Raw genomic sequence first — 21,697 nt, 5'->3', positions numbered from 1 at the left:
GGCAAAACCATGTTCCTGCCTCGACGCATCCAGACCCAGTCCGGCCGCTATTCGCGGGTGGATGACATTCCCTACGCGCTGCCCGTGGACTCCAAGGGGGCCCCGGCGATGTTGGCCGCCTTCACCGTGGACGCGCGGCGCGCGGCGGCCCTGCTGCCCGGCAACGAACTGCACCCGCTGCGCGTGTCGCGCGACCGGAGCGTGCTGCTCGTCTCCGTCATCGACTACAAGCAGACGGACATCGGCGCGTACATCGAGTTCAGCATCGCGCTCGCGTGCACGCACGGGCGCAGGCCCGCGCCGCCGCTGCTGCCCCTGCTGTTCCAGAAGCGCTTCGGCGTGGGGCAGTACGTGGTGGACCTGCCGGTGAACACGGAGATCTCCGTGAAGGGCGGCAAGGGCATCTGGGGCATGCCCAAGCACCTGGCCCGGCTGGACTTCCGCATGGAGGACGGCTCCGTGAGCAGCCGCTACGAGGAGGGCGGCCAGCAGGCGGTGCGCGTGCGCATCGAGCGGCCGAAGCTCGCGTGGCTGCCGCTGCGGATGGCGGCGGTGAACTACTGCGCCTTCCGGGGGATGCTGATGAAGTCCACCATCTACTTCCGGGGCCGCTTCGGCTTCCGGTTGGGGAGGCGCGCGTGGGGGACGCTGGAGCTGGGCGACCATCCGCGCGTGCAGGTGCTGAGGGACCTGGGCATCTCCCCCCGGCCGTTCCTCACCGGGTTCTTCCCGGCGTCCAGCGGCGTGCTGGATGACCACTGCGAGGCGTGGTTCCTCACCGAGCCCACGCTGCCTCCGGACACGTACCCGGAGGGGCTCAAGAGCGTGGTGGACCTGGGGCAGGATCAGACGCCCATGCCGCCGCCGGAGCCGGAGGGGGCACCGCCGGAGGCGCTCCAGGCCGTGGGGCCCGTGCCCGGAGCGCGGCCTCGCGAGGAAGCGCGTCCATGAAGCGCGGCGGCCGTCTGGATCTGGCGAACGCGTGCCTGCTGTTCCTGTGCACGTCCATGTACCTGGGCACGGGCTGGTCGCTGATCCTCTTCTCGTTCCCCATCGCGCCCCAGCTCACGGTGGACAACTACTCCCTGCAGTTCGTGCCGCAGGTGCAGGCGGCCACGCGCTTCTTCACCTGGATGACGGCGGTGATGCTGCTGTCCTCCGGCGTGCTGGCGTGGCGCGAGCGCCGGACGGCCCTTCTCTTGTACCCGCTGGTCGTGCTGCTGGCGGTGGTGGTGGCCACGCTGCTCACGCGCATCTTCATCTTCCCGTACAACGCCGAGATGGCGGCCGGCATCACGTCGCCCGAACGGCTGAGGGAGGTGCTGGACGCGTGGATGCGGATGAACCGCATCCGCGTGGGGCTGTGGACGGTGCAGTGGCTGTTCACGCTGGGCTACTTCGTGCACCGGGTGCTGCGCGCGGAGCACCCGGCGGCGAAGCGCCTCCGCGTGGGGCTGTCCGTGACGGCGCGCCGGGAGGCCCACGCATGAGCCCGGCCGCGTCGCGATGGTTGGAGCGTCAGGCCCGCGTCAACGGACGCCCGTGGCGCTGGGCGCTCGCGGCCATCGGGTGGATCACGATCGCGACCGGCACGGCGCAGATGTTCCTGCCGGGGCTGGAGCTGCGGCTGCTGCACGCGGACGCGTCCGCCGCGCCCGCGCACTTCTTCCGCATCGTGGGCATGTTCATGGTGCTGTTCGGCGGCCTGCTCCTGCACGGCCTGCACGAGCCCCGGGCGAACCCCGCCGCCTTCCTATGGACCGGCCTCCAGAAGGTGGGCGCCTGCGGGATGGTGACCGTGGGCGTGGCGCGCGGCCTGCTGTCGCCCCTGGCGCTGGGGGTGGCGGCGTTCGACCTGCTGTCCGCCGTGCTGGTGCTGGGGTTCTACGCGTCGCTGCGCCAGCGCGAGCAGATCATCACCGTGCTCAAGCCGCGGACAGAGGAGGCCTCTCCAGAGGTCGCCAGCCCCTCCGTCAGCGCGCTGCGTGTCGCGGAGGCGACCCGGAATGGCGGGCCTCCCCGGCCGCCCCCGCGCGCGCTCGGGGAGGGCGCGGCCGTCCCGGTGTCTCCAGCGGAGGGCCCCCGGCGTTCGCTGGTGCTCGCGGGCGGCGGCATGCGCGTGGCGTGGCAGGCGGGCGTGCTGCGCGCGCTGACGGACGCGCGGCTGTCCTTCCGCCACGCGGACGGCACGTCCGGCGGCATCATCACCCTGGCGATGTGGCTGTCCGGCCAGTCCCCCGCGGAGATGTGCGAGCGGTGGCGGACGCTGGACGTGAAGGACTTCGTGTCGCTGATGCCGCTGGACGACTACGCGCGGCCCTGGAAGCTCACCGCGCTGGGGGACGCGGACGGCATCATCCAGCGCGTCTTCCCGCACCTGGGCGTGGACGTGGACGCCATCCGCGCCAACCGCGACCGCTCCGGCACCTTCAACGTGTGCGACTTCACCCGGAAGACGAACGAGGCCATCCCGCACACGGACGTGGACCGCGACCTGCTGGTGGCGGGCATCTCCCTGCCGCTCTTCATGCCCCCGGTGGCGAAGGACAGCCACCTGTACCTGGACTCGGTGTGGATCCAGGACGCCAACGTGATGGAGGCCGTGCGCCGGGGCGCGGACGAGGTGTGGATCGTCTGGTGCATCGGCAACACGCCCCGGTACTCCGACGGCTTCTTCCACCAGTACGTCCACATGATCGAGTTGAGCGCGAACGGCGCGCTCTTCGCCCAGTTGGAGCAGGTGCGCGAGCTCAACGCGCGCATCCTCGCGGGCGAGCGCGTGCCGGGACACGCGCGGCCCATCACCGTGCACCTCATCAAACCCGAGCACCCGCTGCCCCTGGACCCGGACTTCTACGCGGGCCACATCACGGCGGCGACCCTCATCGACCAGGGCTACTCGGACGCCTGCCGCTACCTGGCGGTGGCGGACGGCCGGGGCCTGCCCCTCACCCCGGAGATCACGCAGATGACCGAACCCGCCTACGACCTGAGCTTCCGCGAGACCATGTCCGGTCCGCTCGCGATGGGCACCACCGACCCCGAGGCGGGCGCCCACGACGGGCGCTCCACGCCCTTCACCATGCACTGCACCATCACCATCGACGACATGGAGGCGTTCATCCGCGACCCGGACCACGCGGCCCGGCTGGTGGCGCACGTGCAATACAAGCCGCTGGGCATGGACCTGCCCGTGCGCGACGGGAGCTTCAACCTCTTCCGCGCCACGGATGATCCGCGCACGAAGATCATGAGCTACGGCCTGCGCTTCCAGGCGAACGGCCAGGACTACTACCTGGACGGCACGAAGACGCTGCGCGACGACCCGGGCCCGGACCTCTGGCGCGACACCACCCGGCTCTACAGCTACCTGCACGAAGGCGTGGACGCGCGCGGCCCGGTGGTGGGCGCGGGCGTCCTGGTGCTGGGCATGCGCGAGCTGCTCCACCTGGTGTCCAGCATGCACTCGTCGCGCGGGGGCGTGGAGGGCGCGGAGATGATGGCGCGCTTCGGCCGCCTGTTCCTGGGCGCGCTCTGGGACCTCTACGCCCCGGAGGCACCGGTGCGCGAGCACGAAGGGGAGGCGCCCCATGGCCACGAGGGATGAGCACTTCGACGTCGTCATCGTGGGCTCTGGCTTCGGTGGTTCCGTGATGGCGTGGCGGCTGGCGGAGGCGGGCCTGCGGGTGTGCGTGCTGGAGCGGGGCAAGGCGTATCCGCCGGGCTCCTTCGCGCGCAGTCCGTACGACATGCGCCGCAACTTCTGGGACCCGAGCAAGGGCATGCTCGGCCTGTTCAACCTCTGGTCCTTCCAGGGGCTGGGCGGCGTGGTGTCCTCGGGGCTGGGGGGCGGGTCGCTCATCTACGCGAACGTGCTCCTGCGCAAGGACGAGAAGACCTTCATCCACGAGGACCTCCATGGCGGAGGCTACGAGGACTGGCCCGTCACCCGCGCGGACCTGGAGACGCACTACGACGCCGTGGAGCGGATGATGCACGCGCAGCGCTACCCGCTGGAGCATCCGCCGTATGCCTCCACCGCGAAGACGCTGGCCATGAGGATCGCGGCCGAGCGCCTGGGCCACGCGGACGACTGGCAGCTTCCGCCGCTGGCCGTGACGTTCGGCAACCCCGGCGAGGTGCCCGTCCCGGGCGAGCCCATCCGCGAGGAGCACCCCAACCTCCACGGCCGCACGCGCACCACCTGTCACCTCTGCGGCGAGTGCGACATCGGCTGCAACTCGGGCAGCAAGAACACGCTCGATTACACGTACCTGTCCGCGGCGAAGCGCGCGGGCGCGGAGCTGCGCACGCTCGCGGAGGTGACGGAGCTGTGGCCCTCGGAAGGGGGCGGCTACGTGGTGCGGTACCTGGACCACACGGACACGCCGGAGGACGTGCCGCGCGAAGGCCCCAAGTCCCTGCTGCCGCGCAGCACCGTGACGGCGGACCGGCTGGTGCTGGCGGCGGGCACGTTCGGCACCCCGTTCCTGCTCCTGAAGAACCGGCGGAACTTCCCCGGGCTGAGCGGCCAGTTGGGCACGCGCTTCTGCGGCAACGGGGACCTGCTGGGCTTCATGCGCCAGTGCCACGATTCGAGCACCGGCAAGCAACTGCCCCGCATCCTGGAGGGAGGGCACGGGCCGGTCATCACCAGCGCGCTGCACTTCCGCGGCCAGGAGGAGGGCGGCACCGGCCGGGGCTACTACATCGAGGACGCGGGCTACCCGGAGTTCGTCAACTGGCTCTACGAGGGCGCGCGGCAGGTGCCGTTGATGGAGCGCGGCCTCAAGCTGGCGTGGCGCCTGATTCGCGGGTGGACGGGACACGCGCACGACTCCGACGTGAGCGAGGACATCGCCGAGCTGCTGGGGGACTGCCTGGGCTCCGCGACGTCGTTGCCGCTGCTGGGCATGGGGCGCGACCTCCCCAACGGCCACATGCGGCTGACGGACGACGGGATGCTGGCCATCGACTGGCGGATGAGCGGGTCTCGCGAGTACTTCGATCAGGTGCGCCAGTCGATGGCGGACATCGCCCGGACGCTGGAGGGGAGGCTGCTGCAGAACCCGCTCAGCTACCTGAGCCGGGTCATCACGGTGCACCCGCTGGGCGGCTGCCCCATGGGGCGCGGGCCGGACGAGGGCGTGGTGGACGCGACGGGTGAAGCCTTCGGCCACCCGGGCCTGTACGTGGCCGACGGCGCGATGATGCCGGGCCCCGTCGGGCCCAACCCGAGCCTCACCATCGCGGCGCTCGCGGACCGGTTCGCGGATTCGATCATCGATTCGTTCCGCCGGGGCACGCGCGGACGCACGTGGCGGGAAGCGGAGGAGGGGCCATGGCCGTCCGCGCCTCCGATGTGAGCCGCATCCCGGGCCAGCGCGTCGAGCCCGAGCCCCAGACGCCTCCGGGCCGGAAGATGGTGTCCTGGTACGACCCGGCCGTGCTCGCGAAGTCGGGCATCAAGGCGCTGCTGTCCGGGACGTTCGGAAAGCAGGCGGACCGGCGGCTCCTGGACGCGGTGTCCCGGCCGCAGCCGCTGGCGTTCGACTACTCGGTGGACGACACCGGCCATCCGCGAGACGAGCTGTGGCTGGACTACGTGGCGGACCTGGGTGACGGCTGGGACTCCACCTACGCGGTGGCGTCCGCGGTGATGGCGCCGGAGCTGGCGCTCACGGACGAGTCCGGCACGACGCATGTCACGCGGGGCGGAGACGTGCTCGTGTTCGGCGGGGACGAGGTGTATCCGACCGCGAGCGTGGACGAGTACGAGGCGCGCACGGTGGTGCCGTACGAGGACGCGCTGAACAAGCGGCGGCACCGGCCGCACCTGTTCGCGGTGCCGGGCAACCATGACTGGTATGACGGCCTGGTGTCCTTCACGCGCCTGTTCTGCCAGGGCCGGCGCTCCAATGGCTGGCGCACGCAGCAGCAGCGCAGCTACTTCGCGTTGAGGCTGCCGCACGGCTGGTGGCTGCTGGGCACGGACTTCCAACTGGAGTCCGACCTGGACGCGCCGCAGGTGGAGTTCTTCCAGAAGGTGGCCGCGCGGATCCACGGCACGGACCGGATCATCCTCTGCAACGCGGAGCCCGCGTGGGTGAAGCAGCAGGTGGTGCCTCACGCGGGGCGCGGCTTCCTGGACCACAACATCGACTTCCTGGAGCAGGAGGTGCTGGGCAAGAAGGTGAGCGTCTTCCTCGCGGGGGACCTGCACCATTACCGGCGGCACGAGAACGCGGACGGACGGCAGAAGATCATCGCGGGTGGGGGAGGGGCGTTCCTGCACCCCACGCACCTGCCCAAGGTGGACCAGAGTCCCGGCGGCTTCGTGCAGAAGGCGAGCTACCCGTCGCGGCGGACGTCGCAGTGGCTCACCTGGCGCAACCTGCTGTTCACCGCGATCAACCCCTGGTTCGGCGTGTTCATGGGCGCCGTCTACACGCTGCTGGGCTGGGGCGTGGCCGCGAACCTCAACGAGGGGGCGGTGGGCGCGCCTTCGTTCCGGGAGCTCATCAACGCGGCGTTGCAGAGCACGGGCTCCATGGTGCTGGGGGCCGGCGTGGTGCTGGGCGCGGTCGCGTTCGCGGACCGCCGGAGGGGACCGCTCTGGAAGAAGGCCGCCGGCGTGGCGCATGGATTGGCGCACATGGGGGTGGCGCTGCTGCTCACGTGGGGCGTGTCCGCCGTCGCCTCGCCGCTGGCGGCGGAGCTCCAGTGGAGCCTGCGGCGGGACTTCTTCAGCGGGCTGCTGCTGTTCGGCGGCGGTGCGCTGGTGGGGCCGCTGGTGGTGGGCGTGTACCTGCTGCTGTCGCTCAACGTGTTCTCCTGTCACCCCAACGAGGCGTTCTCGGCGCTGTCGATCCCGGACTGGAAGAACTTCCTGCGGCTCCACTTCGACGAGACGGGCAATCTCACGGTGTACCCGGTGGGGTTCCGGCGGGTGCCGCGACGGTGGAAGCGGGGGCGTTCTCCGGAGGAGCCGGTGTGGGTGCCGGACCCGGCGGACACGCGGGCGACACCGCCCCGGCTCATCGAGCCGCCCATCGTCATCGGCCGGACGAAGGCGCTTCCGGGGCGGCGGGAGACCGGTCCACCGGGACCCCCGGGCATGATGGTGGACGAACATCCTCCTGGCGGAGCGGTTTGAGCGGCGCGGGCCAAAGTCCTACGCTGCCATCCCCATGAAGGCGATGCTCTTGTCCCTGCTCATCCTCGGCGCCGCGCCGTCCGGCCCCGCGCCGTCGTCCCTGCCTCCCGAAGCGCTGGGCGCGCCCCCGCTCGTGGATGCGTCTCCCACCGCGTGGTCGTGCACCATCGACACGCTGCGCGCGGGCAAGGAGTGCGTGTTCGAGGCGGAGGTGCCGCCTTCGAAGGGCGCGAACGCGGACGTGGAGTCCGCGAACATCAAGCTGCTGAAGGACGCGTCGCGGGCCCTCTGCTCGGAGGCCGTGAGCAACGCGCGGGACGGTATGCCCGACCCCAAGCTCGTCGCCGTCTGCGAGCGCAAGTACGCGGACGTCGTGGGCCGCTGCGGCATCGAAGGCAACACGCCGGTGGTGGATGCCAGGGGCCGCTTCGCGCCCGCGGCCCGCGCCTGCTACCGCGCGCTGTCCTCCGTGCTCCAGGAGGTGCAGTTGATGGCCTCCGTGGCCTCCACCTGCTGTGAGTGCGCCGCGCGCAGCCAGTGCCCCGGCAACGGCGAGAGCTGCTACGCGGCCGTGTCGCGGCAGCAGGCGGGGCCCACCACGCTCGCGTGCATGGACGAGCGCTGCCACGACGCGTGCTCCCTGATGCTGCCCGCCTCCGCGTCCATTCCGCGCCAGGCGCCGCCGCGCCCGAGCCAGCACGCCGACTCCGCCTCGCTGTAGCGCGTCCACCGCGCTCCGGGGGCACGCCCCGTCGGTCGGGCACGCAGGTCTCCCGGTCCGTCGCGCTTCACCGTCCCGCGCAGCCTCATCGCGCATCCAGTCCGCCGCGCTTCACCGTCCCGCGCAGCTTCATCGCGCATCCAGTCCGTCGCGCTTCACCGTTCCGCGCAGCCCCATCGCGCGGAGCCTCCGCCGTACCAGTCCGCCGCGCTGTCGCACTTCAAGGAGCCCCGCGCCATGCCCCGTCTTCCGTTGCTGACCCTCCTGGGTGCGCTCGCCACCGGCTGCGGTGCCTCGCACTCCCACGTCGCGCTGGAGGACCGCGCCCTCACGGACGCGCCCCCTCCGAAGACGCCGGCCCCCGCGCCCCGGCACTCCGTGGCCGCGGAGGAGCCGCCCGCGTCGCCGCATGACGCCCGCGCCTTCCTGGCCCGCTACCCCACGCCCGCCGCGTGCGAGACCGCCGCCCGCCGGCTCCAGGCGACCTCTCGCGACGACGCGTGGCTGGCCCTGAAGGTGTGCGCGGAGGCCCCCGGCTTCACGCAACTGGGCGCGGTGCTGGGCAGCGCGTGGGCGGAGGACCTGCGCGTGCGTCCGGACGCCGCCAACCTCATCGCCCGCGTGGTGGCCCAGCGCGGCGGCAGCGTGGAGGGCGAGCTGCGCCTGCTCCACGCGCGCAAGGTGCCCATCTTCTCGCTCGCGTCCGCCGTCGCCCAGCCGGACACCTACCGCGGCCGCTACGTGCTCCTGCGCGCGCAGGTGGCCGACCAGCGCTCGGAAGGGGAGCGCCCCACGCTGTGGCTGGTGGAGCAGGGGCTCCAGTCCGTGGCCTCCCGCCGCGAGGTCGGCGTCGCGTACAACACCGACACCGTCATGGAGTCCTCCGGCGACCTGGGCGGACGCACGGCGCTCACCGGCGAGGGCCGCGTGGGCGGCTCCATCTTCACCCGAGAGAGCACCACCCAGTCCGCCTCCGAGCGCACCTACGACAACCTCTCCGAGGAGACCGGCCGCGAAGCCCTGGGCCGGCTGGCCGCGCCGGATCCCTTCCTGGAGACCCGCCGCGACTACGTCATCCTCGCGCGCTTCGACGGCCTGCGCGTCACCTCCGGCATGACCACCGACGACGAGGACGAGGGCCCGAAGATCCCCGTGCTCACCATCGTCAGCTACCACCTGCCGCAGGCGCTCGCCGTCTACTGACGCTCAGCGCTTCACCGGAGTGACGGTCGCCGCCGCAGTCAGGTCCCGCGACGGCGTGCCGGAGTAGATCTCCACGTCCGTGGCCACCCACGTCCCCAGCCGCTCGCCGTAGGTCGTGTGCACCAGCACGCCGGGCCGGAGCTGGGCGCGGGCCACGCGCTTGCCGTCGCGCAGGATGCGCGTGGACGGCGCCACCACGAACGGCCGCTCCACGCCGTCGTCATCGCGCACCGTGAAGCCCCGTGAGCCCGAAAGCGTCACCGTGCCGTAGAAGTCCGGCACGCTCTCGGACGCCACCGCCGCGCCCGCGCTCCCGCTGCCGCCGGTGCCTTCCTCCGTGGGAACCGCCGGCCCGGGCTGGAGCACCGTCAGCCGCGGCACCATACCGCTCTCCGCGACGGCCCCGTCCCGCGACTGGCACGCAGTGACGCCCAGCACGAGCCCTCCAGCGAACAGCCACCTCCCCCATCCCTGGCGCATGGCACCCACCTCGCGAGCGTTGGTGCTCCCAAGATGGGGCGGAAACCCGGTCCGACAACCACCCCCGGCAGGGAGGTCCGCCCCAGTGTCACCCGGGCCACGGGGACCGCGACCGCGAGTGGGGGCAGGGGACCGCCGTCAGTCCGGGCCGGACACCAGCCCGTGCTTGCGCAGGAGCTTGCGCAGGTAGACGCGGTCGATGCCCGCCTCGCGCGACGCCTTGGAGACGTTGCCGCCACACCGCTCGAGCAGCGTGCGCAGGTAGTCGCGCTCGAAGCCTTCGATGAGGCGCTCCTTCGCTTCCTTGAAGGGCAGCTCCAGCGCCAGCGGCAGCGTGTCCTCCGGGCCCAGGTCCGGCGACAGGGCAGGGCGCGGGGCAGGCGTGTCCGGCAGCTCCGGCAGCGCGGACTCGCCCAGGCTCACCACCCGGTCCACCACGTTGCGCAGCTCCCGCACGTTGCCCGGCCACGGGTACTGGGCCAGCAGGGCGCGCGTCTGGTCCGACAGGGCGCTGGGCGGCTTGCCCATGCGCTCCAGCACCGTGTCGATGAGCAGCGGGATGTCCTCCGGCCGCTCGCGCAGGGGCGGCAGCGTGGCGCGCAGCACCGCGAGCCGGTGGAACAGGTCTCCCCGGAAGCGGCCCGCCTTCACCGCGCCCTCCAGGTCCTGGTGCGTGGCCGCCACCACCCGCACGTTCACCGAGCGGTAGTCGTTGGCGCCCACCCGCTTCACCTGCCGGCGCTCCAGCGCGCGCAACAGCCGGGGCTGCACCTCCAGCGGGAGCTCCCCGACTTCATCCAGGAAGAGGGTGCCGCCGTGCGCGCGCTCGAAGGCGCCCGCCCGGTCCGCCTGCGCGCCGGTGAAGGCGCCCTTCACGTGGCCGAACAGCTCCGACTCCAGCAACTGCGGCGCCACGCCCGCCAGGTCCACGATGACGAAGGGCCCCTTGGAGCGCCCGCCGTGCAGGTGCAGCCCTTCCGCGCACAGCTCCTTGCCGGTGCCCGTCTCGCCCTGGATGAGCACGTCGGACTCGCCCTGGGCCACGCGCTCCAGCAGGGTGAACACCTCGCGCATCCGGCGGCTCTGGCCCACCAGGTTGCCGAAGCGTTCGCGGTTGGACAGGGGCAGGGCGTGCGCCTTCTCCGCCTCCGGGACGAGCTTCAGCTCCGTGGTGCCCAGCGTGAGCACCGCGCCGGGGCGCACCTCCAGGGTGGTGAAGCGCATGCCCTCGCAGAACGAGCCGTTGCGCGAGCCCACGTCCACCGCCTGGATGCCGTCCTCGCGCACGTCCAACAGCAGGTGGCTGCGAGACACCGCCCGGTCCGCGAGGATGACGTCCGAGCCGGCGTCCGCGCCCACCCGGTAGCGCCCGGGCGTCAGCGGGTAGCTCTGGCCCGCGTCCGGGCCGGACAGCACCACCAGCCGCACCCGCACCCGCGCCGAGCGGATCGCCGGCAGGGCGTCCGTGCGCAACTGTCGGTCCTCCTCCCCGCTGTCGTCCCCGAAGCGCGCCACGGCGCGGACCATAACATACGGAAACAGAAAGGCCCGGCCTCCCCGTACGCACCGGAAGGCGCGTGGCCGGAAGAGGACGGGCCCGGGAGGAGTCCAGGGCTTGCCGCGGCGGTCAGGCCGGCGGCTTCGCGTGCTTGTAGAAGAGCACCAGCGTGTAGCAGTGGAACTCGTTGTCCGAGGACTGACACACGACCCGGTCCACGATCTCCAGGTCCGCGTTGCTCTTGATCCAGCGGGTGACGTTCTCACCCAACTCTTCCCGCTCCTTGGCCTTCGTCGCGGAGAAGACCTTCACGCCCGTGAACATCGCCTGCCACTCCTTGTGGGTGGTGAGAAAAGGCTTGACCGGGGGTTATCGCACACGCCGTTTCGGGGTGTCAAAAATGCTGCGGACCCCCGGTCGTGATCCGTGAGGGAGCGGGGGGGCGCCGAGGGGTGGGGGTTTGCAGGTGGACCGGCATGCATAGGTTCACCCGGTCGCACCCGGTTCTTGGATTGGGGCGGGGCCCGGGGCCATTTCCGGCTCCAGGGGCATGGGCGGAAAGAGGGGGCAGGACCGTGGACATGAAGACGAAGAAGGACCTGGCGGTGGATTTCATCAACACCATCCGCACCATGGAGCCGAGTGCGCTCAACGCCCTCATCGTGAAGGAGGCGGGCGAGGAGCTGGCGCAGTTCTTCCTGAACTACAGCGCGAACCTCATCTCGAAGGATCCGTCGCGGGTGCTGGAGAACACGTCCTCGCTGATGCTGATGGGCTACCTCATCCGCACGTACGAGGAGAAGAACAGCCAGGCCAAGCAGGGCAACTTCCAGTCCTACGCGTACGCCTGAGGGCCTGTGCGCGCGGGCTCGACAGGCCCCGGGAGGCCTGTTAGGCACGCGTCGCCCATGCTCATCGACCTACACGCCCATTCCCACCTGTCCAAGGGGTGCGACCTGGAGCCGCGCGCCGTGCTGGAGCGGGCGGCCCTGTTCGGCCTGGACGCGGTGGCGTTCACGGAGACGAACACCCAGGACGGCTGCGACGAGCTCTTCGAGATCGGCGCGAAGTCCAAGGTGAAGGTCTTCGTGGGCCTGGAGCTCGTGACGGACCGGGGCCAGTACCTGTGCTTCTTCCCGAAGCCGGAGCTGGCGCCGGAGCCCGTGCAGATGTGGGGCAGCAACCGGGAGAAGCCCTGGAGCGCCGCCGAGTGCCTGCCCAAGGTGAAGGCGCTGGGAGCGGCCATCGTCGCGGCCCGCCCCTTCGACCGCGACGTGCCCAACCCCGCCATGGACTACGTGCGCTCGCTGTCCGGCGTGCTGTGCGCGGTGGAGGGCTACAACGCCAAGGTGAAGCAGACGGCCAACGACCTGGCCGTGGAGGCCGCGGAGGTCCTCAAGGTGCCCTGCGTGGGCGGCAGCGACGCGCGCGGCTCCCTGGACGAGATGGGCCGCGGCGCCACCTTCTTCAAGCGCGACGTGCTCACCCAGGCCCAGTTGGTGGAGGAGCTCTTCAAGGGCGACTACTGGCCGGTGATGGCCGGGGAGCTGCCCCGCCTCACCCGGCCCGGCGAGGCCCAGGCCCAGCGCAAGGGCGGTGGCGGCGGCAAGAAGCAGCACCGCCGCGGCGGCCGGCGCTAGGGACTCAGGGCAGGACGGACCTGCCCGCCTCCTCCGCGCGCACCAGCCTGCCGTCGCTGAGGAACGCCTTGCGGCGCTCGCCGGTGTAGCGCCACTCCTCGTTCTTCGCGGTGCCCTCCAGCGTGCGGCGCACGGACTCCGGCGGGCCCCAGGCCATGCGCACCGCGTCCGCGGGCATGTCCGGCACCAGCTTCTTGGTGCGCACGGCCTCCCGCACCGCCGCGCTGAAGCCGTTGAGCTGCTCCGTCAGCGGGTGGGGGGACAGGGTGTTTCCCAGCTCCGCGCGGAACGCGTCCGGCCGGTCCAGGTTCGGCGGCAGCACCAGCACCACCTGCTCGCCCGCGGGCGCGCCCTCCACCGTCACGTACACCCACGGCCAGGTGCGCGGCGAGTAGAGGACGCGCTCGGTGACGACCCACGCGGTGGGGAACTCCACCTTGGAGATCCGCACGCGCGAGCCGGCGGGGAGGATGGCCTGGATGGGGCCGGGGTTGATGGGCTTGCCCTGGGTGTCGTCCACCAGCCGCACGTCCTCCGGAGGGTAGGGCGTGAGCAGCCGCTTGGACGCGTCCCCGAAGAAGGGCGTCAGGTAGGCGGAGACGCGCAGGTACTGCTCCGCGTCCGGGCCGCTGAGGCTCCGGTCCAGGGAGGCGCGATCCTCGGGGGACATGCGGGTGGCGGACGCGCAGCCGGCGGCGGCTGCCGCGACCACGAGCGGCACCAGGAGACGGGACGACAGGGAGCGGAAGGAACGCGGCATGGCACCTGGAGGCGCGCGGGGTGGGACGGCGCGCGCCTGCGGGTGTCTGCTTAGCCTAGCGGATGGCCTGCGTCAGCGCCGGCGTGTCCGTCGCCGCGAGCTTGCCGTTGCGGCAGCCGCGCTGCGGAGGACACACGGGGCCGCGGCCATGCGGGTCCGCGACCAGGAGGAACCGCCCCTGCCCCCGCGCATCCGTCAGCTCTGGATGGCCGCACAGCGCGCAGTGGCGGGGGGGACGCTTCGAGGGAGGAAAGGGCACGCGTCAAGTGTGCGGCCTCCCCGCGCCCCCAGCGAATTTTCAGCCGGGGGCGGTGGAGCGCGGGCGCTACGACTTGTCGCCGGACGCGGCCGGCGTGCTCGGCGCGGCCGCGGGAGCGCTGGCCGCCGCGCTCGTGCTGCTCGACGCCGCGGACGACGACGCCGAAGAGGAGGACGACGACGAACCGCCGCCGTCCTTCTTCGTGGAGCCGTACAGGTCCGAATACCAGCCGCCCCCCTTGAGGTGGAAGCTGGAGCGGCTGACCTGCTTGCTCAGCGTGCCCTGGGCGCCGCACGCGGTGCAGGCGGGGGGCGTCGGGTCGGACATCTTCTGCAGGACGTCGATGGTCTTTCCACAGGCCGAGCAGCCGTACTCGTAGATGGGCATGGGGTGGGTACCTCGTCGGTGGGTCAGTGCGAAGGAGATTGAGCCTGGGCGGAGAGCTGCTTGCGCAGGCCCTCCGTCAGGTTCAGGCGTTCGAAGGCGCGCGTCACCAGCTCCGCGGGCGCGCCGTGCTTGCGCCCCACGACGTTGGCCAGCGAGTGGAGATCCGTGGCGTCCGGCAGGGCGTCCTTCGCCAGCCGCTCCAGCTCCTTGCGGAGCGCGTCGGCGAAGCGCTTCTGGATGCCCAGGTCCACCAGGTACTTGTCCCGGCCGAGCAGGTCCAACCGGTGGGTGAGGTGGCCCGTGGCCAGCACCTCGTTGCGGAAGCGCTCGCGCAGGGCCTCCACGGCCTCCTCCAGCTTGAGCGCGTGCGTGAGCCGCTGCAGCTCGCTGGGGGACAGGCCGAGCGCCCAGGCCACCCGGCCGGCGGCGCCGCGCTGGGACGCGTAGGCGGTCTCGATGTTGTGGCGCTCGCGGGCCTCCAGCGTCTCCATGATGCCGTGCTGGCGCAGCACGTTCTCCATGTCGACCTGGGTCAGCTCCCCGCGCGGGCCGTTGTAGCGGTGCTCCAGCGTGCGCAGCAGGGAGTAGCGGTGCTCCGTGGCCTCGATGGCGGCCTCCAGCGTCTCCTTGCCCTCCGCGCGCGTCAGTTCAAAGAAGGACAGTCGCTGGGCCTCCACGCGGGTGAAGCGGCCGCGGGGGCGGGGCAGCTCGCGCTTGAGGAAGCGCGGGGCCTCCTCGTCTGGCGGGGCCTGGGGGGCCTGGGCGGGCGCGGCGGTGTCGGCGTCGTCCGCGTCGGTGGTGCGCTTCTTCGGAGCGATGCGCTCCTGGACGGCGGCGGCCTCCGCCTTGGCGCTCTTGCGGCGCCCCGTCTTCGCGTCCGTCTCCTCGGAAGGAGGGGTGGGGAGCGCGAACACGGGCGTCGTGGGGGCGGGCGCGGGGGGCGGCGTCTTCTCCTCGCGCACCTGGGCCAGCTCCTGCGCCACGTCGTAGTAGCCGCACTCCTGGCGCTGGGCCGCGAGCGCCGGCGTCACGCCGCGCAGGATGTCCACCACCGCGAAGGGACCCAGGGGAGAGGTCTCCGGTTCACCATCCGTGAGGGCGCGGACCCGGAAGTCCTCCTCCTCCGTGAGGAGCGCGAGCGCTTCGCGGACCTGCTGTGCGGGGGCCGGAGCCTTCGCGCGTCGGCAGAAGTCCGACACCGCCACCGCCACCGGGGTGGGTACGTCATCGGGCTGCCGTCTTCTCTGCCAGGGACTGATCATGGAAAGGTTCGGAAAATTGCTCGTTTACGAGGGCGGATGCCCTTATCTTCGCGGCCAGACAGGTGTCAATGAGCCAGTCCGGCCTCAATGTAAACAGCCCACGCGCGGCGCAAGTCGAAGACGCCGGACTCCGTGGTAGTCAGCGGGGGAGCGGGCGCTCGCCCGGGCGGCCCGGCCAGATTGTCTTGCGGGAGCAGGCATCCCCACCCCAACACATGGGGTGCTCCAGAGATTGCAGATGACGACCCACCACCACAGCCACTCCCATTCCCACGCGGACAAGGACAAGGACGAGGTGCTGGCGCGCTACATGGCCCAGCACGGCCTGAAGAGCACGCGCCAGCGCAGCCTCATCATCGACACCTTCTTCGAGGTGGGCGGCCACCTGTCCGTGGAGGAGCTGTGGAACAAGGTGCGCGAGCAGGACACCAAGGTGTCCGTGGCCACCGTCTACCGGACGATGAAGCTGCTCAACGAGTGCGGCCTGGCCCACGCGCGCAACTTCGGTGACGGGCAGACGCGCTACGAGGCGGCGGCGGGGCGCGAGCACCACGACCACCTCATCTGCACGAGCTGCGGCACCATCGTGGAGTTCGAGAACGACCGCATCGAGACGCTCCAGGACGCGGTGGCGCGCAAGCACGGCTTCACGGTGACGTCGCACAAGATGGAGCTGTACGGCCTGTGCCGCGAGTGCCAGCTCCGGGGTGGCCCTCCGGGGTCGGAGGCCTGAGTCCGGTGCGACGGCGCGCGCTCCTGGGCGCGGTGGCGCTGGGCGTGCTGGCCCTCACGGGCGCGTGCGCCCACGGCGGGCCGGTGGACGCCGGGCCCGCGTTCTACCGGGCGCTGTGGCTGCCGTCGGTGGGGCCCACGCGGTACGACCCGCGCCAGCTCCCCGGCAAGGTGGTGCTGGTGTCCTTCATGGCCACCTGGTGCTTCCCGTGCCTGGCGGACCTGCCCACGCTCAAGCAGATCCAGGAGACCTACGGTCCCCAGGGCTTCCAGGTCGTCGCGGTGGGGATGGACATCGACGAGGGCCGGGTGCTGGGGCCGTTCGCGAACCACTACGCCTTCCCGTACCCGGTGCTCCTGTCGGACGAGCGGATGCGCGCGGGGCAGAGCGCCTTCGGCCGCATCCGGGCGCTGCCCAGCACGGTGCTCCTGGACAAGCACGGCCGCGCGGTGGCCGCGTGGCAGGGGATTGAAGGCCAGGCGGACGTGGCGAAGGCCATTGAAAAGCTGCTGAAGGCGGACTGATTCAAGCCCCCGCCCGGGGTGCTACAGGGCTGGAGCGGAATTCTTGCGGGCAGGGGGGCCGCTGGTACCTTCGCCGGCGCTCATGACGTCCCGGCGAAAGCTCCTGATGGTGGCGGCGGTGGTGGCGGTGGCCTTGAGCCTCGCTTCGGTGGCGGACGCCAAGGGCTTCCGGCGCTACCTGCGCCTGCGCCAGGACGTGGAGGCGCTCGACGAGCGCAACCGCGCGCTGGCCGCGCAGAACGACGCGCTCCGCAAGGAGATCGCGGCGCTGCGCAAGGATCCGGCGGCGCTGGAGCAGTCGGTCCGTGAGGAGCTCGGCTACGTGAAGCCGGGCGAAATCGTCTTCCACCTGGAGTCGCCATGACCTCGTTGTCCGTGGTGCCCTCTCCCGCGAAGCTCATGCGCGCGTTCTTCCGCGCCATCCCCGCGACGGTGGCGCTGGCCACGTTCGTCCACCTGGCGCGCGGCGGCTTCCGGGGCCTGCACACGCTGGGGTGGACGGAGGCGGCGCTGGTGATGGGGCTGCTGGTCGGCATCGGCATGGCGGCGTGGCGCCGGGCCATGCGCTCCTCGGTGGGCGCGGTCATCGACCTGCGCGACGACCTGGAGTTGGGCGGTGGGCTCATCTCCGCGGCCTTCATCGTGGTGGCCATTGGCGGCGGGGAGCTGTTCCCCATCGTCTACCTCCTGATGGCGTTCCTGGTGGCGTTCCTGCCTCGCAACGCGGGCATGACGCTCCTGGGCGTGGCGCTGGTGTACGACGGCCTGGTGACGCTGGGCGGGCCGGTGGTGAACGTCACCGGGTTCCTGACGCACACGCTGTTCCTGGCGCTGTTCGCGGGGCTGTACCACCTGGTGCTGTCCGCGCGGATGCTGGTGGCGAAGCGGGCGGAGTCGGACGCGGTGCAGAAGCGCATCCGCGAGGTGGAGGAGCGCGCGCGCACCTTCCGGCTGGTGTCCTCCGGGACGCAGGACAGCTTCAGCGGGATGAACTCCGACGAGAAGTGGCTGGTCGCGTCGGTGAAGGAGATTGAGGGCGCGGTGCACGCGGCGCTGGAGATCGCGGAGACGGGCCTGCGCACGGACACCTGCGCGGCGTTCCTGCTCACGTCGGATGACCGGAGCCTGAAGCTGTACGACTGCCGCTCGGGTTCGGAGCGGGTGCAGCGCGAGAAGTTCAACGCGGGCGAGGGCATCATCGGCGGCGTCTTGAAGCGCCGCGCGCCGGTGCGGATGAACTCGCCGCAGGGGCTCAAGGGCGTCACGTACTACGAGAGCGGCGGTCCCACGGTGCAGGCGCTGCTGGCGGTGCCCATCCTGGAGGGCAGCGGGCTGGTGCGCGGCGTGCTGGTGGCGGACAAGCTGAAGAACGAGCCGTTCACGGACCAGGACGAGAAGATGCTGACCACCATCGCGGGAGAGGTGCTGCGCTCCATCGAGGTGGAGCGGGTGATGAGCTACATCCGCAAGACGCGCGACGAGAAGGACCGGTTCTTCCGGGCGATTGAGGAGCTCAACCGCGCGGGCAGCCCGGACCAGGTGTTCGTGGCGGTGCTGGAGGCGACGCGGCAGTTGGCGGGGCTGGACTTCTGCGCGGTGACGCTGGTGTCGGAGCACGAGGGCAAGCGGGTGCACCGCGTGGCGCGGATGACGGGCGTGACGGCGCAGGGCAAGGCGCTGGAGGGCCAGACGTTCCAGGACAACAACGGCCTGGTGGCGAACGTGGTGCGCTACGGGGCGCCCTTGCCGGGGCGGGACATCAAGGCGATGGACCGCCAGGTCATCTTCGACGAGGAGACGCAGGTGCGCGGCCTGGGCGCGCTGAAGATCTTCCCGCTGGTGGCGGGGGACCGGATCCTGGGCACGCTGGTGGCGGGGTCGCGCAAGAAGGCGGCGTTCGAGCAGGACGTGCTGCGGATGATCGAGGTCATCGCCATCCAGGCGGCGCAGGCGGTGTTGCGCGCGCAGCTCTACGAGCAGATGGAGAAGATGGCGACGACGGACGGGCTCACGGGCCTGCTCAACCACCGCACGTTCCAGTCGCGCGCGGACGACATCCTGGCGCAGGCGCGGCGGTACAACCGCAAGTGCTCCATCATGTTGACGGACGTGGACCACTTCAAGAGCGTGAACGACACCTACGGCCACCCGACGGGCGACCAGGTGCTCAAGGGCGTGGCGCGCATCATCAAGACGCTGGCGCGGGACACGGACGTCGTCGCGCGCTACGGCGGCGAGGAGTTCGTGATGGTGATGCCGGAGACGGACTCGCAGGGCGCGAAGATCATCGCGGAGCGCATCCGCGAGGCGGTGATGGCGGAGGTGTTCCAGACGGAGATGGGCCCGCTGCGGATCACCATGTCGCTGGGCATCGCGACGTTCCCGGACAACGCGATGGAGAAGCAGCAGCTCATCGACCTGGCGGACCAGTGCCTGTACCACTCGAAGCGCAACGGCCGGAACCAGTCCGTGACGGTGGCGCAGATGCAGGGTGGCCGGAAGCTGGCGGCGGTCGCGGAGTAGGGCGGCGGTATCGATGCCGGCCCTTCCCCTCGCCGTCACCACCAGCACGAAGACGGATGCGGCCACGGTGCGCGAGGCGCGGGCCGTGGCGCAGCGGTGGAACCTGCCGTTCCTTTCGCGCCGCTCCAGTGAGGGCATCGCGCCCTGGCTGGGCACCAGGGTGGAGGCGCTGCTCGTCGTGGGCGGCGATGGCGTGACGCTGTGGGAGCCTCAGGGTTCATTCGGCTTCCACGCGGGCATGGCGCACCTGCGGCGCATGCGGCTTCGCCAGGGCCAGCGCGACGATGCGTTCCTCAAGGTCGCCGAGATTGTTCCGGGCGACGCCGTGCTCGACTGCACCCTGGGACTGGCTCAAGACGCGCTGGTGGCGTCGCTTGCCGTGGGGCCCACGGGCCGTGTCGTGGGTCTGGAGAAGAGCCTGCCGCTGTGCATCGTCGCCGCGGAGGGGCTCCAGCGCTACGACCGGGGCGCGGACTCGTGCGCCATTGAAGTGCTCCACGCGGATGCTCACGCGTACCTGAAGACGCTGCCCTCGAAGTCCTTCGACGTCGTCTTCTTCGACCCGATGTTCGCCAAGCCAAAGAAGGCCCAGCCCGCCTTCGACGTCCTGCGCCGCTTCGCGGAGCACGCGCCCCTCACCCCTGAAGCGGTGGAGGAGGGGAGGCGCGTCGCTCGCCGGTGGGTCGTCGTAAAGGGCGCCCGTCACACCGATGACCTGAAGAAGGTGGGCATCCAGCCGGAGCCCACCTCGCGCTTCAGCGACGTCATCTGGGGGCGGCTGCCCGCGCTTCCCTGAGCTACTCCTTCTCCGACCCCTTCGGCGGGCCCTCGCTGCCCATGGGGGACATCTTGCTCGACAGCGCTCCCGCCTGCTCGTGCGCCATCAGGTCGCGCGGCGAGCGGTAGTACTGCATGGGCGAGTGGTGCAGGAAGTTCGACACGCGGCTCGTGTAGAGACACGCGTACTGCTCCACCTGGTAGCCGAAGCGGCTGTTCTCGTTGCCCTCCTTGAACAGCAGGCCCCAGTACGGGTTGAAGCCCTCCTCGACGTCGCGCTCCAGTGTATTCGCGATGCCGTTGGTCTCCTTCAACGAACGGCGCAGCTTCTCCAGCTCCGCCTTCACCTTCTTGCGCAGCTCCTCCACCTCCTGGCGCTCGGGCCCCGACAGCGCCTCGCGCTCCAGCCTGCGCTCCAGGGTGTTCAACACCGTCTTGCGGTGGTTCACCTCGTCGTCCAGCCGCGCGCGCGTCAGCTCCACCTCCGACAGCGTGACGATCTCCTCGCGCCGCGCGTCCGTGTAGGTGATCTCGTCCTCAATCTCCTGGACGATCATGCACGTGCGCCACAGCGACGACTTCTTCGACTTCAGGATGTCGCCGTAGATGTGGTCGCCCACGTAGAGGATGTGCTCGCCCCGGTAGCCGGTGAACTCCTCGAACTGGGCCAGGTTGCCGCCCGAGTACACCGTGCCTCGCTCCAGTGACTTCGCCTCGCCCACGACCTTGCCGGCCTCCGTGGACGAGTCCAGCTCCAGGAACGGCCGGTTCTCCGTGAAGAAGGCCGGCTTGCCCGCCGCCGTCACCACGAAGTCGAAGTAGTTGCGCCAACTGGGGTACTCCGCCAACTGCCCCTCCAGCAGGTAGCGCATCACCGCGTTCGTGTAGTCCCACGCGGAGTTCGTCAGCAGGAACAGCCGCTTCCCGCCCGAGCGCAGCTTGTGCAACGCCGGCCCCAGCTCCGGATCCAGGAACACGTAGCGCGACAGGTCCTTGCGGATCTCCCGCTTGAGCGAGTTGTCCCGGTGCACCGTGTCGATGGCTTCCCGGATGTCGTCGTAGAGCTTGCCGTAGTTCACGGTGTGCCCCAGCGACTCCATCAGCTCGATGATGCCCGAGTACAGGCACGTCTCCGGCAGCGAGAAGAGCGTGTCGTTCCACGCGAACTGCGGGTTGCGCAGCCGCACGCGCTTGTTGCGGTACAGCTCCTTCCACGCGTCGCGCTTCAGCGGACGCAGGCCGTGGTACGCGCGCCCCACGTGACCGAAGCGGTCCATCTTCAGGACGTTGCCGTTGACCCGGTCCACCGCCAGCCCGCGCATCACGAAGTGGTGGTCGTAGAGCAGGCCGCCCACGAACGGCGGGTAGCCGTACTCGCTGATCAGCTTCGCGAGCGTCATGTCGAACGACAACTGCTCCAGCCGGCGCATGTGGTAGATGGCCAGCGTGTAGTCCATGTCGAACCCGATGAGTTCGATGTGGTCCATGCGCAGGTTGCGGTTGACGAACACGTCCCGCGCGTGCGGCACCTGGTCCACCAGTTCACGCGGCGTGGTGAGCAGCCGGCCGAGCACCTCGTCGGTGAGCAGATCCCTCGCCCGACGGGCCGCGTCGTCGGCGTGCTCGCGGCGGATGGAGGAACGGAAGCTCCCGTGCAGCGGATCCTCGGAGGGTCCGCCCGGGATGGGCCTGGCAGGGGAGAGTAGGGGCGACACGGGACCTCAAGACATAACACGCGCCCAAGCCCCTTCGCCCGCGTCCTTGCGGGCTTCGC

The 21,697-nt window shown here is 70.9% G+C and carries 22 protein-coding genes; 14 read left to right on the top strand and 8 right to left on the bottom strand.

Going from position 1 to position 21,697, the window contains the following annotated elements; genetic code table 11:
• The first annotated feature begins 9 nt into the window (after positions 1 to 9).
• The 7 genes from K8612_RS20730 (at position 10) to K8612_RS20700 (ending at position 9,080) form a co-directional block, all read left to right on the top strand.
• Entirely contained in the window at positions 10 to 951 is a 942-nt protein-coding gene (locus K8612_RS20730; RefSeq protein WP_223738292.1) for an acetoacetate decarboxylase family protein, read from the top strand.
• Positions 948 to 1,490 carry a hypothetical protein gene (locus K8612_RS20725; RefSeq protein ID WP_223763541.1) on the top strand — a complete coding sequence of 181 codons (543 nt, stop codon included), beginning with the start codon at positions 948 to 950 and terminating at the stop codon, positions 1,488 to 1,490. The genes K8612_RS20730 and K8612_RS20725 overlap by 4 nt, the downstream gene beginning before the upstream one ends.
• Positions 1,487 to 3,607: a patatin-like phospholipase family protein gene (locus K8612_RS20720; RefSeq protein ID WP_223763540.1), complete on the top strand. Its 2,121-nt coding sequence runs from the start codon at positions 1,487 to 1,489 to the stop codon at positions 3,605 to 3,607. Before K8612_RS20725 ends, K8612_RS20720 begins: the two co-directional genes overlap by 4 nt.
• Positions 3,591 to 5,366, top strand: coding sequence for a GMC oxidoreductase (locus K8612_RS20715; RefSeq protein ID WP_223763539.1), 1,776 nt, complete (start codon positions 3,591 to 3,593; stop codon positions 5,364 to 5,366). Before K8612_RS20720 ends, K8612_RS20715 begins: the two co-directional genes overlap by 17 nt.
• Entirely contained in the window at positions 5,342 to 7,156 is a 1,815-nt protein-coding gene (locus tag K8612_RS20710) for a metallophosphoesterase (protein WP_223738296.1), read from the top strand. Before K8612_RS20715 ends, K8612_RS20710 begins: the two co-directional genes overlap by 25 nt.
• Positions 7,157 to 7,190: 34 nt before the next feature.
• On the top strand, positions 7,191 to 7,877 hold the full coding sequence (locus K8612_RS20705; RefSeq protein ID WP_223763538.1) for a hypothetical protein: 687 nt from the start codon (positions 7,191 to 7,193) through the stop codon (positions 7,875 to 7,877).
• A gap of 237 nt (positions 7,878 to 8,114) precedes the next feature.
• Positions 8,115 to 9,080 carry a hypothetical protein gene (locus tag K8612_RS20700; RefSeq protein WP_223763537.1) on the top strand — a complete coding sequence of 322 codons (966 nt, stop codon included), beginning with the start codon at positions 8,115 to 8,117 and terminating at the stop codon, positions 9,078 to 9,080.
• A gap of 3 nt (positions 9,081 to 9,083) precedes the next feature.
• Here K8612_RS20700 and K8612_RS20695 read toward each other — a convergent pair whose 3' ends face one another.
• From K8612_RS20695 to K8612_RS20685, 3 genes are all read right to left on the bottom strand, one after another.
• Entirely contained in the window at positions 9,084 to 9,560 is a 477-nt protein-coding gene (locus K8612_RS20695) for a hypothetical protein (protein ID WP_223738299.1), read from the bottom strand.
• Positions 9,561 to 9,698: 138 nt separating this feature from the next.
• A complete protein-coding gene (locus K8612_RS20690; RefSeq protein ID WP_223763536.1) occupies positions 9,699 to 11,087 on the bottom strand; it encodes a sigma 54-interacting transcriptional regulator in 1,389 nt (462 codons plus the stop codon).
• Positions 11,088 to 11,187: 100 nt separating this feature from the next.
• Positions 11,188 to 11,382, bottom strand: coding sequence for a hypothetical protein (locus K8612_RS20685; protein WP_014397120.1), 195 nt, complete (start codon positions 11,380 to 11,382; stop codon positions 11,188 to 11,190).
• Between the two features lie 251 nt (positions 11,383 to 11,633).
• On the opposite strand from K8612_RS20685, the gene K8612_RS20680 reads away from it, so the two are divergent.
• The gene (locus tag K8612_RS20680) at positions 11,634 to 11,909 is read left to right on the top strand and encodes a hypothetical protein (RefSeq protein WP_043321624.1); all 276 of its coding nucleotides are present in this window, start codon (positions 11,634 to 11,636) and stop codon (positions 11,907 to 11,909) included.
• A 57-nt stretch (positions 11,910 to 11,966) separates the two neighbouring features.
• Positions 11,967 to 12,698, top strand: coding sequence for a PHP domain-containing protein (locus K8612_RS20675; RefSeq protein ID WP_223738301.1), 732 nt, complete (start codon positions 11,967 to 11,969; stop codon positions 12,696 to 12,698).
• A 4-nt stretch (positions 12,699 to 12,702) separates the two neighbouring features.
• Here the strand turns inward: K8612_RS20675 and K8612_RS20670 are convergent, their stop codons facing one another.
• The 4 genes from K8612_RS20670 to K8612_RS20655 all read right to left on the bottom strand — a co-directional run bounded on the left by K8612_RS20670 (position 12,703) and on the right by K8612_RS20655 (position 15,366).
• On the bottom strand, positions 12,703 to 13,458 hold the full coding sequence (locus K8612_RS20670) for a hypothetical protein (RefSeq protein WP_223763535.1): 756 nt from the start codon (positions 13,456 to 13,458) through the stop codon (positions 12,703 to 12,705).
• A gap of 55 nt (positions 13,459 to 13,513) precedes the next feature.
• On the bottom strand, positions 13,514 to 13,717 hold the full coding sequence (locus K8612_RS20665) for a hypothetical protein (RefSeq protein WP_120530714.1): 204 nt from the start codon (positions 13,715 to 13,717) through the stop codon (positions 13,514 to 13,516).
• Positions 13,718 to 13,783: 66 nt separating this feature from the next.
• Positions 13,784 to 14,104 carry an FmdB family zinc ribbon protein gene (locus K8612_RS20660; protein ID WP_223763534.1) on the bottom strand — a complete coding sequence of 107 codons (321 nt, stop codon included), beginning with the start codon at positions 14,102 to 14,104 and terminating at the stop codon, positions 13,784 to 13,786.
• Between the two features lie 23 nt (positions 14,105 to 14,127).
• Positions 14,128 to 15,366 carry a hypothetical protein gene (locus K8612_RS20655; RefSeq protein ID WP_223763533.1) on the bottom strand — a complete coding sequence of 413 codons (1,239 nt, stop codon included), beginning with the start codon at positions 15,364 to 15,366 and terminating at the stop codon, positions 14,128 to 14,130.
• Positions 15,367 to 15,604: 238 nt separating this feature from the next.
• On the opposite strand from K8612_RS20655, the gene K8612_RS20650 reads away from it, so the two are divergent.
• The 5 genes from K8612_RS20650 to K8612_RS20630 all read left to right on the top strand — a co-directional run bounded on the left by K8612_RS20650 (position 15,605) and on the right by K8612_RS20630 (position 19,942).
• A complete protein-coding gene (locus K8612_RS20650; RefSeq protein WP_223738305.1) occupies positions 15,605 to 16,099 on the top strand; it encodes a Fur family transcriptional regulator in 495 nt (164 codons plus the stop codon).
• On the top strand, positions 16,096 to 16,623 hold the full coding sequence (locus K8612_RS20645; RefSeq protein WP_223763608.1) for a TlpA disulfide reductase family protein: 528 nt from the start codon (positions 16,096 to 16,098) through the stop codon (positions 16,621 to 16,623). Before K8612_RS20650 ends, K8612_RS20645 begins: the two co-directional genes overlap by 4 nt.
• A gap of 82 nt (positions 16,624 to 16,705) precedes the next feature.
• Positions 16,706 to 16,987 (top strand): septum formation initiator family protein, encoded by a 282-nt coding sequence (locus K8612_RS20640; RefSeq protein ID WP_223738306.1) that lies wholly within the window; start codon positions 16,706 to 16,708, stop codon positions 16,985 to 16,987.
• Entirely contained in the window at positions 16,984 to 19,146 is a 2,163-nt protein-coding gene (locus tag K8612_RS20635; protein ID WP_223738307.1) for a diguanylate cyclase, read from the top strand. Before K8612_RS20640 ends, K8612_RS20635 begins: the two co-directional genes overlap by 4 nt.
• Before the next feature lie 13 nt (positions 19,147 to 19,159).
• On the top strand, positions 19,160 to 19,942 hold the full coding sequence (locus K8612_RS20630) for a class I SAM-dependent methyltransferase (protein ID WP_223763532.1): 783 nt from the start codon (positions 19,160 to 19,162) through the stop codon (positions 19,940 to 19,942).
• A gap of 1 nt (position 19,943) precedes the next feature.
• Here the strand turns inward: K8612_RS20630 and K8612_RS20625 are convergent, their stop codons facing one another.
• A complete protein-coding gene (locus K8612_RS20625) occupies positions 19,944 to 21,638 on the bottom strand; it encodes an HAD-IG family 5'-nucleotidase (protein ID WP_223738311.1) in 1,695 nt (564 codons plus the stop codon).
• Between the last annotated feature and the right edge of the window lie 59 nt (positions 21,639 to 21,697).

Origin of the sequence: Corallococcus sp. AS-1-6 (genome assembly GCF_020037015.1) — a bacterium.
In the GTDB taxonomy this organism is placed as follows: Bacteria; Myxococcota; Myxococcia; order Myxococcales; family Myxococcaceae; genus Corallococcus.
Note: the sequence above shows the minus strand (reverse complement) of the source record. Positions and strands in the feature narration are given on the sequence as shown.

Excerpts from the sequence above, each read along its gene's own strand:
- K8612_RS20730 (WP_223738292.1), top strand. The coding sequence starts at position 10 with ATGTTCCTGCCTCGACGCATCCAGACCCAGTCCGGCCGCTATTCGCGG.
- K8612_RS20725 (WP_223763541.1), top strand. The coding sequence starts at position 948 with ATGAAGCGCGGCGGCCGTCTGGATCTGGCGAACGCGTGCCTGCTGTTC.
- K8612_RS20720 (WP_223763540.1), top strand. The coding sequence starts at position 1,487 with ATGAGCCCGGCCGCGTCGCGATGGTTGGAGCGTCAGGCCCGCGTCAAC.
- K8612_RS20715 (WP_223763539.1), top strand. The coding sequence starts at position 3,591 with ATGGCCACGAGGGATGAGCACTTCGACGTCGTCATCGTGGGCTCTGGC.
- K8612_RS20710 (WP_223738296.1), top strand. The coding sequence starts at position 5,342 with ATGGCCGTCCGCGCCTCCGATGTGAGCCGCATCCCGGGCCAGCGCGTC.
- K8612_RS20705 (WP_223763538.1), top strand. The coding sequence starts at position 7,191 with ATGAAGGCGATGCTCTTGTCCCTGCTCATCCTCGGCGCCGCGCCGTCC.
- K8612_RS20700 (WP_223763537.1), top strand. The coding sequence starts at position 8,115 with ATGCCCCGTCTTCCGTTGCTGACCCTCCTGGGTGCGCTCGCCACCGGC.
- K8612_RS20695 (WP_223738299.1), bottom strand. The coding sequence starts at position 9,560 with ATGCGCCAGGGATGGGGGAGGTGGCTGTTCGCTGGAGGGCTCGTGCTG.
- K8612_RS20690 (WP_223763536.1), bottom strand. The coding sequence starts at position 11,087 with ATGGTCCGCGCCGTGGCGCGCTTCGGGGACGACAGCGGGGAGGAGGAC.
- K8612_RS20685 (WP_014397120.1), bottom strand. The coding sequence starts at position 11,382 with ATGTTCACGGGCGTGAAGGTCTTCTCCGCGACGAAGGCCAAGGAGCGG.
- K8612_RS20675 (WP_223738301.1), top strand. The coding sequence starts at position 11,967 with ATGCTCATCGACCTACACGCCCATTCCCACCTGTCCAAGGGGTGCGAC.
- K8612_RS20670 (WP_223763535.1), bottom strand. The coding sequence starts at position 13,458 with ATGCCGCGTTCCTTCCGCTCCCTGTCGTCCCGTCTCCTGGTGCCGCTC.
- K8612_RS20660 (WP_223763534.1), bottom strand. The coding sequence starts at position 14,104 with ATGCCCATCTACGAGTACGGCTGCTCGGCCTGTGGAAAGACCATCGAC.
- K8612_RS20655 (WP_223763533.1), bottom strand. The coding sequence starts at position 15,366 with ATGATCAGTCCCTGGCAGAGAAGACGGCAGCCCGATGACGTACCCACC.
- K8612_RS20650 (WP_223738305.1), top strand. The coding sequence starts at position 15,605 with ATGACGACCCACCACCACAGCCACTCCCATTCCCACGCGGACAAGGAC.
- K8612_RS20640 (WP_223738306.1), top strand. The coding sequence starts at position 16,706 with ATGACGTCCCGGCGAAAGCTCCTGATGGTGGCGGCGGTGGTGGCGGTG.
- K8612_RS20635 (WP_223738307.1), top strand. The coding sequence starts at position 16,984 with ATGACCTCGTTGTCCGTGGTGCCCTCTCCCGCGAAGCTCATGCGCGCG.
- K8612_RS20630 (WP_223763532.1), top strand. The coding sequence starts at position 19,160 with ATGCCGGCCCTTCCCCTCGCCGTCACCACCAGCACGAAGACGGATGCG.